The following is a 9629-nucleotide window of genomic DNA, read 5'->3' as shown; positions in this document are numbered from 1 at the left end:
CGCCTGGCCGCAGTACGACTGGATGGGCCCGGCCAAGGCCGCCCTGGAGGCCACCAGCCGCTACATGGCCCGTGACCTGGGCAAGCAGAACATCCGCTGCAACCTCATCTCGGCGGGCCCGATCGGCTCCATGGCCGCCAAGTCCATCCCGGGCTTCGGCGAGCTGGCCTCCGTGTGGGACACCCGCGCCCCGCTGGAGTGGGACCTGAAGGACCCGGAGCCGGCCGGCAAGGGCGTCGTCGCTCTCCTGAGCGACTGGTTCCCCAAGACCACGGGCGAGATCATCCACGTGGACGGCGGACTGCACGCCATCGGCGCCTGACGTCCCCCTGTCCGTGTCACCCGTCCGGCCTATCAGGCCGGGCGGGGCACGGCCCCGGACGGGCACGCTTGGAGTACGCGTTCACCCACATGCTCCCCTCCCCAGCTCTGCCGAGGAGGTTCCCTTGTGCGCCTGTTCCGTAGCCTCGCCCCAGCAGCCACCGTCGCTGTCGCCCTCGTCCTCTGTCTGCCGTACGAGGCGCTTCCCCACGCGCGTGTGGAGCCCGCCGGACCGGCCGCGCGGCCGGAACCGTTCGGCGCGGAGTGCCGCACCACCGTCCGTGGCTCCCATGTCGTCGCCTACTGCCACAACGCCTACGCCGAGACCGACCGGGTCCGGCTGCACATCGAGTGCGACCGCTGGTGGGACCTCGACTCCGACGGGGCGCCCACCGACGCCGGCCCCGCGGTGACCGTCCGGCTCACCGGCCGCTGCTGGAAAGAGGTCCGCTCGGCCTGGGTCAGCCACCAGAGGGGCTGAGCCGGCCCCCGGAAGGGCTGAGCCGGCCACCGGAAGGGCTGGGTCAGCCGCCGGAAGGGCTGAGGCGTCCCGGGCGGCACAGGAACGGATAGCCGGCCGCCTCGGCCGCCGCCGTCTCCGTGTCGCCCGCGCGGATCGCGTCCACCAGCCGCGCGTGGTCCATGTGCGTCTCCGGCGTCAGCTCCTCGCCGACGTCGTCGCGCAGCCAGTCCCGCAGCACCTCGCCCAGATCGGCGTACATCGCCGTCATCACGTCGTTGTGGGAGGCGGCCACCACCGCCAGGTGGAAGGTCGCGTCGGCCGTCACGAACGCCTCCGCGTCCCCTGACTCCCACGCCTCCTCGCGCCGCACCAGCAGCGCGTCCAACTGCTTGAGGTCCTTCTCGGTGCGGCGCTCGGCCGCCAGCCGCGCCGCGCTCGACTCCAGCGTGGCGCGCAGCTCGGCGATGTGCCGGGGGTCGGCGTCCGCGAAACGGCGGTGCATCACACCGGCCAGCTCACTGGTCGCGACGACATACGTCCCCGAACCCTGCCGGATGTCCAGCAGGCCGTTGTGCGCGAGCGCGCGGACGGCCTCGCGGACCGTGTTGCGGGCCACGCCGAGCTGCTCGACCAGCTCGGGCTCGGTCGGGATGCGCGCGCCGACCGGCCACTCGCCCGAGGTGATCTGCTGGCGCAGCGCGGTGATGACCTGCTCGGACAGCGCCGAGCGGCGGGGGTGACTCAGGGCCATGGCACACCTTCGCACGGACGGGACGGATCGGGCGCGCCCGACCCTGGACAACCAATCATCCCATGATTCTATGATGGGCGGCATGGCACGCGAGGAGACCCGGACCAGCACGTCCACCCCGATACGCCGGACCCCGCCCGGCGGCCCGGCCGCGGGCGACGGCGCGCACCCGTCCCCGCACCCGTCTACGCGCGCGTGGACGGCCCGGCTGCTCATGGCGGGCATCGTGCTGGCCGCCCTCAACCTCCGCCCCGCCATCACCAGCCTCGGCGCCCTCCTCGAAGAGGTCCGCGACGGGCTCGGCATGAGCGCCGGCCTGGCCGGACTGCTCACCTCGGTGCCCCCGCTCTGCTTCGCCGTCTTCGGCATCACCGCCCCGCGTCTGGCCCGCCGCTTCGGGCCCGCCGCCGTGGTGTGCGCCGGGATGGCCGCCATCGCCGCGGGCCTGGCCATCAGGCCGTACGCGGGCGGTACGGCGGGGTTCGTGGCCGCCAGCGCCCTCGCGCTCATGGGCATCGCCGTCAGCAACGTCCTGATGCCGGTCATCGTCAAGCGCCACTTCCCCGACCGGGTCGGCTCCATGACCGGCCTGTACTCCATGGCCCTCGCCCTCGGCACCTCCACGGCCGCCGCGGTGACCGTCCCCATGACCGATGCCCTGGGCGGCAGTTGGCGCACCGGCCTCGCCGTCTGGGCGGGCCTGGCCGCGGCCGCCCTGCTGCCCTGGCTGCCGTTCGTCCGGCGGGGGCGGGAGCCGGGCACGCGTGCGGGTGCGGGTGCGGGTGCGGGTGCGGGTGCGGGTGCGGAGAACCCTGCGCGCACCGCTCCCGGCGCGACCGAGGACCCCGCCGCGCGGCCCCCGCTGCCCATCACCCGCAGCCGTACCGCCTGGGCGCTCGCCGTGTTCTTCGGGCTCCAGGCCACCGCCGCCTACATCACCATGGGCTGGATGGCACAGATCTTCCGGGACGCGGGCGTGCCCGCCGCCACCGCGGGACTGCTGCTCGCCGTCACCATGGTGATGGGCGTGCCGCTGTCCTTCGTCATCCCGCGCCTGGCCACCCGGCTGCCCCGGCAGGGCCCGATCGTCGTCGTGCTCGGCGTCTGCGGCCTCGCCGGGTACGCCGGCCTGTACCTCGCGCCCGCCGCGGGCGCCTGGGCCTGGGCCCTGCTGCTCGGCATCTCCAACTGCGCCTTCCCGCTGGCCCTCACCATGGTCGGCATGCGCGCCAGGACCGGGGCCGGGGTGGTCCGGCTGTCGGCGTTCGCCCAGAGCACCGGCTACCTCATCTCGATCCCCGGCCCGCTCCTGGTCGGCGTGCTCTACCAGCACAGCGGCGGCTGGGGACTGCCGCTGGCGCTGATGGCGGCCCTGATGATCCCGCAGACGGTGGTCGGCGTCCTCGCGGGCCGCGACCGCACGGTGGAGGACGAGACCGCGGCGCGCTGACGCCCCCCGGCGCGGGCGGTACGCGCGCGGGGTGGGACACTGGGGCCATGCTCGACCCGAACCCCCAGAACGGCCAGAAGAAGATGCTGCTCGTCTTCGGCTCGTTCCTCGCCATCTTCGTGATCATCGCCGTCATCGCGACGATCGCCTCGCCCTGACGACTGCCCGCCCCAGGAGGGCCCGGAGTCTCGTCCTGGAGGGCCGGGGTGGGGTTAACCCCCCTGTCCCCTAGGGGGCGAGGGTCAGGGTCAAGTGGGTGGATCTCCGGATGGGCCCGGGGCCCCGTCGTCCGTACCTTCGAGATGTGACCGCACGACGCGGCCACGGACCCCTCGAGGACCCGCGGAGGCACCCATGCCGGCCCAGTCGCACACCCGGCCCCACCCGGCCGCTGCCCGGTGCGGCGCCGGCACCCGGCTGCCCTGGTGGGCCCTCGCCCTGCCCACCCTCGCCTTCGTCGCCCTGCTCGCGCTGATACTCAACCCGGCCGACGCCCACGCGGCCGGCGGCGACCCCGCGATCACCCAGCTCGTCGAGCGGGTGCGCGAGCTGGTGGCGCGCTAGCCGAGGCCCCGAGAGGCGCGAAAGCCGCATGTCAACTCCCTGCGCCCCATGGCCTGTTTCATGCGAAGCTGGGAGCCATGAGCGTCGCAGAACCCCGCAGGATCGTCATCTTCCGCCATGCGAAAGCCGACTGGTCACAGGAGACCGACCATGAGCGGCCGCTCGCCGAGCGGGGCCGCCTGGACGCGGCAGCCGCCGGCCGCAGGCTGGCCGAGACCGGAATCTCCTTCGACCTGGCCCTGTGCTCCACCGCGGTCCGCACCCGCGAGACCTGGAAGCTCGCCGTCCACGAGCTGCCGCACCGGCCGAGAACCGTCTACGAGGAGCGGATCTACGAGGCGTCCCCGGGCGAACTGATCACCCTGCTCAACGAGACCCCGGAAGACGTCCGTGACCTCGTCCTGATCGGCCACAACCCCGGCGTCCACGGCCTCGCCGACATCCTGGCGGGCTCCGTCGAGGGCGACGCCGGCAGCCGGATGAACCGCCACGGCTTCCCGGCGGCCTCCTTCGCCGTCCTCACCTTCGACGGCTCCTGGAAGTCCCTGGAACCGGCCGGGGGCACCCTGGTCGACTTCTGGGCGCCGTTCGAGTGAACCGGCAGCCCTGCTGAGACCCGCACGCACGAGGGCCCGGCCGCCACGTCCGGCGCCGGGCCCTCGCCCCGCTCAGCCCTCGTCGTGGGTGTCCGCCGCCTCGACCTCTTCGCGGGTGACGCCCAGCAGATACAGCACGGTGTCCAGGAACGGCACGTTCACCGCCGTGTGCGCCGCCTCCCGGACGACCGGCTTGGCGTTGAAGGCGACACCGAGACCGGCCGCGTTCAGCATGTCCAGGTCGTTGGCGCCGTCGCCGATCGCCACGGTCTGCGAGAGCGGTACGCCCGCCTCGGCGGCGAACCTGCGCAGCAGCCGCGCCTTGCCCGCCCGGTCCACGATCTCGCCGGTGACCCGCCCGGTCAGCTTGCCGTCGACGATCTCCAGCGTGTTGGCCTGGGCGAAGTCCAGCCCCAGCCGCTCCTTCAGATCGTCGGTGACCTGCGTGAACCCGCCCGAGACGACCCCGACCTGATAGCCGAGCCGCTTCAGCGTCCGGATCAGGGTGCGGGCGCCCGGCGTCAGCCGCACCTCGGTGCGCACCTTCTCCACGACCGAGGCGTCCAGGCCCTCCAGCAGGGCCACCCGCGCGTGCAGCGACTGCTCGAAGTCCAGCTCGCCGCGCATCGCGGCCGCGGTCACCTCGGCGACCTGGTCCTCGCAGCCGGCGTGCGCGGCGAAGAGCTCGATCACCTCGTCCTGGATCAGCGTGGAGTCCACGTCCATCACGACGAGCCGCTGGGCCCGCCGGTGCAGGCCCGCGTCCACCACGGCGACGTCCACGCCGAGCGCGGCCGCGTCCGTGACGAGGGCGGGGCGCAGTTGTGAGGTCTCCACACCGGAGATCGCGAACTCGACGGCCGTCACGGGGTACTTGGCGAGCCGGAAGATACGGTCGATGTTGCCGCCGGCCTTGGTGATCCGGGCGGCGATCGCGGCGGTGGCCTCCGCGGTCAGCGGATGCCCGAGCACGGTCACCAGGGAGCGGCCCAGGCCACGCGGGCGGTTGTCGCCGCGGCCCGAGATGATCTCCGCCTGCATCTTCATCGACTCGGCCCAACTGTGGACCGTCGACCGCAGGTCACCCTCCAGCCCGTGCGGCGGCTCGGTCACGAGCGCGCACAGCACCATACGGCCACGGGTGACGACCTGCTCGATGTCGACCACGTCGACGGAGAAGGCCGCGAGGGTGTCGAAGAGACCGGCCGTGATGCCCGGCCTGTCCTTGCCGAAGATCTTGACGAGGAGAGTAGGGACGTCTGAGGACGAAGTCTGCGCGCTCATGATGTACCCCACCGTATCCGGCACCCAGTGCCGCGCGCCGCCCAGGTCCGCCTGCCGGACAGGGAACAGTGGGCGACATACGGGTGAAGCACCCTCACCGACCCCTCTTCGGCCCCTCCGCCCCCGGCGGCAGCCCGACGGTCGGGTCATCCCCCACCTCGGGCCGGGCATCCTCCGGCTCCCCCTCCGGCACGGCGTCCCGCACATCGTCCGGCAACCGCAGATAGGGGTTGGTCTCGGGATTGGGCGCCCGATAGGAGGCATTCGGCGAGTAGGGCCCGGACCCGGCGCCCGCATCCATCCCGGGACCTGCACCCACCCCGGTCCCCGCGCCCGGATCCATCCCGGGACCTGCACCCACTTCGGGCCCGCCACCTGCACGCGCTCCGGGCCCGTCGCCCGCACCTGCCCTGGGCCCAGGGCTGTGGCCGACCTCGTGACCTGCCCCGGCTCCGGCGCCCGCGTCGGCCCCAGGCCAGGCACCCGCACCCACCCCGGGCCCAGCCCCGGATCCGGTACCCGCACCCGACCTGCGCCCTGTGCCGGGGTCGGTCGGCCGGCCCGCATCAGCACCCGCACCGGGCCGGGCCTCTGGACCGGGACCCGCCCAGACACCCGCTCCCGGCCCGGGCTCAGACCTGTGGCCCGCCTCGGGCCCAGCCCCGGGGCCCGTTCCTGCTCCCGGCCAGGGCCCGGACCCGACCTGCACGGTCGAACCCGCCCCGGCCCCGGCACCAGGAACCGCCCCGGCCCCGGCACCAGGAACCGCCCCGGCCCCGGCACCAGGAACCGCCCCGGCCCCGGCACCAGGAACCGCCCCGGCCCCGGCACCAGGAACCGCCCCGGCCCCGGCACCAGGAACCGCCCCGGGCCGGGCGCCCGGCCCGGAACCAGCACCGGCACCGGCACCGGCACCCGTGCCGGGTCCGGTACCTGCACCGGCGCCTGCTCCGGGTGCGGTACCCACACCCGCACCCGACCTGGACCCTGCCTCGGGCCAGGCATTCACGCCCGCGCCCGCCCCTGTCCCGGACCCGACCTGCACGGTCGAACCCGCCCCGGCCCCGGCACCAGGAATCGCCCCGGACCTGGCGTCCGGCCCGGAATCAGCACCGTCACCGGCACTCGTGCCGGGCCCGGGACGTGCACCGGCGCCTGCTCCGGGTGCGGTACGCGCACCCACACCTGACCCGCGCCCTGCCCCGGGGCCGGCCTGCCCGCCCGCTCCAAGCCCGGTCCCTGCCCCGGATCCCGCACCCCAGCCCAATCCCGCTCCGCCCCCCGCGCCCGCAGGCCCCCCGAGGCCCACACGGCCGCCCCGCAAGTCACCCAGTGCCAACCCCGCCGCCCATCGCCCCGACGCCCCCGTGGCATGCGCCAGCACCGCACCCACGGCCCCCGCCCCCGCGCCCCACGCCGCACCGAGGAGCACCGCCATGCCGGCGTTTCCGCGCAGCCGGATCCCCGCGCCGAAGGCGTCGAAGCCGAGGACGGACAGGGAGGCGTCCGCCGAAACCGCCGCGAGCCACCCCAGCAAGGGCAACGCCACTGCCGTCACGATGCCCAGCCGCAAGGCACACCGCCCCACGAACCCACCGACACCGGCCGCGCCCCCTACGGACCCACCGGCATCGATGCCACCACCTCCCGCGGCCCGACCGACACCGCCCCCGTCCCCCGCGAACCCGCCGGCCCCGGCTCCGCCGCCCGCGAACCCGCCGACCCCGGCCCCGCCGCCCGCGAACCCGCCGGCCCCGGCCCCACCCCCCGCGAACCCACCGGCACCAGCCTCCCCACCCCCCACCGGCGTCCGCACCGCCACCAACACCCCCGCCAGCAGCATCATCACCGCCGTGCCCACGGCCAGCAGCCATACCCGGCCGTCCAGTTCGGCCAGGCGGCTCAGCGTCACCGAGTGGCCCCCGCCCGAGCCGAGCAGGTCGTCCAGCGGGGCCGGGAGGACCTGGGTGAGGAGGCCCGTGGCGCGGCCGTCCCAGGGCACGAACAGGCCGATCGAGAGGCCCAGCCACACCCCGTTCGGCGCGCCGAGCAGCGCCGCTCCCGCGATCCGCTTCGGATGCGCGTCGCCGATCGCCGCGTACGCCGCGGCCGCGAGCCCCGCCACCACGGCCACCAGAATCACCGTGACCAGGGCCGACACCGCCGGCCGTACGACCCGGTGCACCGGCGCCCAGCCGCGGGGGAGCGGGGTGCGGCGCGAGGCCAGCAGGGCGATCAGCAGGATCCCGGCGGACCAGAAGAGCCCCCCGAGCAGCGTCGGCACGGTGTCGACCGTGAACCCCACCGCCGCCTTCGTGTCGATGAGATCGCCGATCCGGTCGGGGAGCAGCCCCCCGATGTCACCGATGTCGCCAAGTCCGGGTATCTCCAGCCCACCCCCGCCGCCCCCGCCCGCGCCAGGCATGTCGTCCAGCCCCAGCGCGCCCCCGTCCAGCGTGACGACGTCGTGCCCCGCCCAGGCCAGCCCGCCCAGCATCGCCACGAACAGCGCCACCACCGTGCCCGCGCGGGCGAGCAGTTCGGCCGGTGCGACCACGACTCCGGCCGTGCGCAAGGACCGTAGGAAGAACCACGACAGCAGCAGCGCCCCGACCAGGCTCACCCCCAGTGGCGTGATCTCGATGGCCGTGTTCGCCTCGGCGCCCCCCAGCCCGAACGCCGAGACATCGCCCGAGGGCGTGACCGAACCGCCCGCCCCGAGGGCCACGACGGCCGCCGTCATCGGCCCCAACGACGCCGAGGCGTCCGCCTCCAGCAGATGCAGACCGAGCGCCGCCGTCCCGGCCATCCCGATCAGGGCCCAGCTCACCGCGGCGATCGCGGACAGCAGGACGTCCAGCCACGGCACGCGCGTGCCGTGCGCCGCGCCCTTGTCGTCGTACGCCCCTGTGCCGGCACTCATGCAGACCCCCCGATCCACGCGTGCGGCGCGCGCGTCGCCGCTTCCGTCCCCCTCGCGTGCCTTTACCACTCTCCGGGCCGTTTTCAACCCCGTCAACGGGCCCGGCCGATGAGCCGGAGCACGCATTTCACAAGGCCCGACTTTCGGTCAGGGGGCCGCGCCTGAAATAGTTCCCGACGATGTTCGCCATCCCTAGACTCCCTGTGATGGGGGTAACTCGGGGGACTACTCAGTGGGGCATGGAGTGCCGGAACTCGTACTGGAATTGAACGGACGTACCTGGACGCTCGATCCGTCCAGGCCATACACCCTCGGACGCGATCCGCAGGGGGACCTCGTGTTCGAGGACGCCAGGGTCTCCTGGCGCCACGCCACGGTCAGCTTCGACGGCCGCAGTTGGGTCGTCGAGGACCACGGCAGCACCAACGGCACGTTCGTGCGGGGCGGCCGGATCCAGCGGCTGGAGATCGGCCCCGGCACGGCGCTGCACCTGGGCAACGCCACCGACGGCCCGCGGGTCAACGTGTCGGCGGCGCAGGCGCCGGTCGCACAGCCGCAGCAGCAGCCGTACGCCGCGCAGGGCGCGAACCAGGCGTGGGGCCCGCCGCAGGCCGCGAACCCGCCGCAGCCCGGCTGGCAGCAGCCGCAGGCCGCCGCGCCGCAGATCCCGCAGCAGGGTCAGGGCCCCGGCGTCGGCGCGGGGGCGCCGCCGGTCTACGGCGACCGCAGCCCCACCACGTTCCACCAGTTCTCGCTGGGCCGGGTGATGCGCATCGGCCGTGCGCTGGAGAACGACCTGGTCGTCTCCGACCTCCAGGTCTCCCGCAACCACGCCGAGTTCCACTCGACGCCCGACGGCCGCATGGAGATCCGCGACCTCGGCTCGCACAACGGCACGTACGTCAACGGCCAGCCGATCGCCAAGGGCGGCACCCAGCTCCTCGGCCCCACCGACATCGTCGGCGTCGGTCACTCGACGTTCCGGATCGTCGGCGACCGGCTGGAGGAGTTCGTCGACACCGGTGAGGTGTCCTTCTCCGCCCGCCATCTGACCGTCACGGTCGACGGCGGCAAGCAGATCCTGAAGGACGTCTCCTTCGGGGTCCCCGAGAAGTCGCTGATCGCGGTCATCGGACCGTCCGGTTCCGGCAAGTCGACGCTGCTCAAGGCGCTGACGGGCTACCGTCCCGCCAACCAGGGCGACGTCCTCTACGACAACCGCAACCTGTACAAGCAGTTCGCCGAGCTGCGCCAGCGCATCGGTCTGGTCCCGCAGG

Annotated in this window: 9 protein-coding genes and 1 pseudogene; 7 read left to right on the top strand and 3 right to left on the bottom strand. The window is 74.1% G+C overall.

The features are described 5' to 3' along the window. On the top strand, positions 1–322 hold a 322-nt coding region (locus G6W55_RS36115), incomplete at its 5' end, for an SDR family oxidoreductase (protein ID WP_175524854.1). Between the two features lie 126 nt (positions 323–448). Beyond that, positions 449–802, top strand: a complete 354-nt coding sequence (locus tag G6W55_RS36110; RefSeq protein ID WP_175524853.1) for a hypothetical protein — start codon at positions 449–451, stop codon at positions 800–802. 43 nt (positions 803–845) lie between these two features. On the opposite strand, the gene G6W55_RS36105 is transcribed toward G6W55_RS36110, so the two are convergent. Next, the gene (locus tag G6W55_RS36105) at positions 846–1535 is read right to left on the bottom strand and encodes a FadR/GntR family transcriptional regulator (protein WP_175524852.1); all 690 of its coding nucleotides are present in this window, start codon (positions 1533–1535) and stop codon (positions 846–848) included. Positions 1536–1605: 70 nt separating this feature from the next. Here G6W55_RS36105 and G6W55_RS36100 point away from each other — a divergent pair, with 70 nt between their 5' ends. From G6W55_RS36100 to G6W55_RS36090, 4 genes are all read left to right on the top strand, one after another. Then, complete coding sequence (locus tag G6W55_RS36100; protein ID WP_175524851.1) at positions 1606–2985, top strand: CynX/NimT family MFS transporter; 1380 nt, start codon at positions 1606–1608, stop codon at positions 2983–2985. Positions 2986–3032: 47 nt separating this feature from the next. After that, positions 3033–3143: an SGM_5486 family transporter-associated protein gene (locus G6W55_RS39140; RefSeq protein ID WP_254876575.1), complete on the top strand. Its 111-nt coding sequence runs from the start codon at positions 3033–3035 to the stop codon at positions 3141–3143. Between the two features lie 196 nt (positions 3144–3339). Continuing rightward, a complete protein-coding gene (locus G6W55_RS36095) occupies positions 3340–3549 on the top strand; it encodes a hypothetical protein (protein ID WP_175524850.1) in 210 nt (69 codons plus the stop codon). A 77-nt stretch (positions 3550–3626) separates the two neighbouring features. Continuing rightward, the gene (locus tag G6W55_RS36090) at positions 3627–4145 is read left to right on the top strand and encodes a histidine phosphatase family protein (RefSeq protein WP_030790957.1); all 519 of its coding nucleotides are present in this window, start codon (positions 3627–3629) and stop codon (positions 4143–4145) included. A gap of 72 nt (positions 4146–4217) precedes the next feature. On the opposite strand, the gene serB is transcribed toward G6W55_RS36090, so the two are convergent. Together serB and G6W55_RS39660 are read right to left on the bottom strand one after the other, a co-directional pair. Further along, complete coding sequence (gene serB, locus G6W55_RS36085) at positions 4218–5429, bottom strand: phosphoserine phosphatase SerB (RefSeq protein ID WP_175524849.1); 1212 nt, start codon at positions 5427–5429, stop codon at positions 4218–4220. A 1327-nt stretch (positions 5430–6756) separates the two neighbouring features. Further along, a pseudogene (locus G6W55_RS39660) lies at positions 6757–8352 on the bottom strand (streptophobe family protein); the annotation flags it as partial. Positions 8353–8584: 232 nt separating this feature from the next. Here G6W55_RS39660 and G6W55_RS36075 point away from each other — a divergent pair. Continuing rightward, the coding region (locus G6W55_RS36075) for an FHA domain-containing protein (protein WP_175524848.1) at positions 8585–9629 on the top strand (1045 nt) is incomplete at its 3' end.

This window comes from Streptomyces sp. CAI-85, from assembly GCF_013363615.1.
Taxonomy (GTDB): domain Bacteria; phylum Actinomycetota; class Actinomycetes; order Streptomycetales; family Streptomycetaceae; genus Streptomyces; species Streptomyces antibioticus_B.
The sequence above is the reverse complement of the archived record's forward strand: the minus strand, read 5'-3'. Positions and strand labels throughout refer to the sequence as shown.

Coding starts and splice junctions, on each gene's coding strand:
- G6W55_RS36095 (WP_175524850.1), top strand. CDS start 3,340: ATGCCGGCCCAGTCGCACACCCGGCCCCACCCGGCCGCTGCCCGGTGC.
- G6W55_RS36100 (WP_175524851.1), top strand. CDS start 1,606: ATGATGGGCGGCATGGCACGCGAGGAGACCCGGACCAGCACGTCCACC.
- G6W55_RS36105 (WP_175524852.1), bottom strand. CDS start 1,535: ATGGCCCTGAGTCACCCCCGCCGCTCGGCGCTGTCCGAGCAGGTCATC.
- serB (WP_175524849.1), bottom strand. CDS start 5,429: ATGAGCGCGCAGACTTCGTCCTCAGACGTCCCTACTCTCCTCGTCAAG.
- G6W55_RS39140 (WP_254876575.1), top strand. CDS start 3,033: ATGCTCGACCCGAACCCCCAGAACGGCCAGAAGAAGATGCTGCTCGTC.
- G6W55_RS36090 (WP_030790957.1), top strand. CDS start 3,627: ATGAGCGTCGCAGAACCCCGCAGGATCGTCATCTTCCGCCATGCGAAA.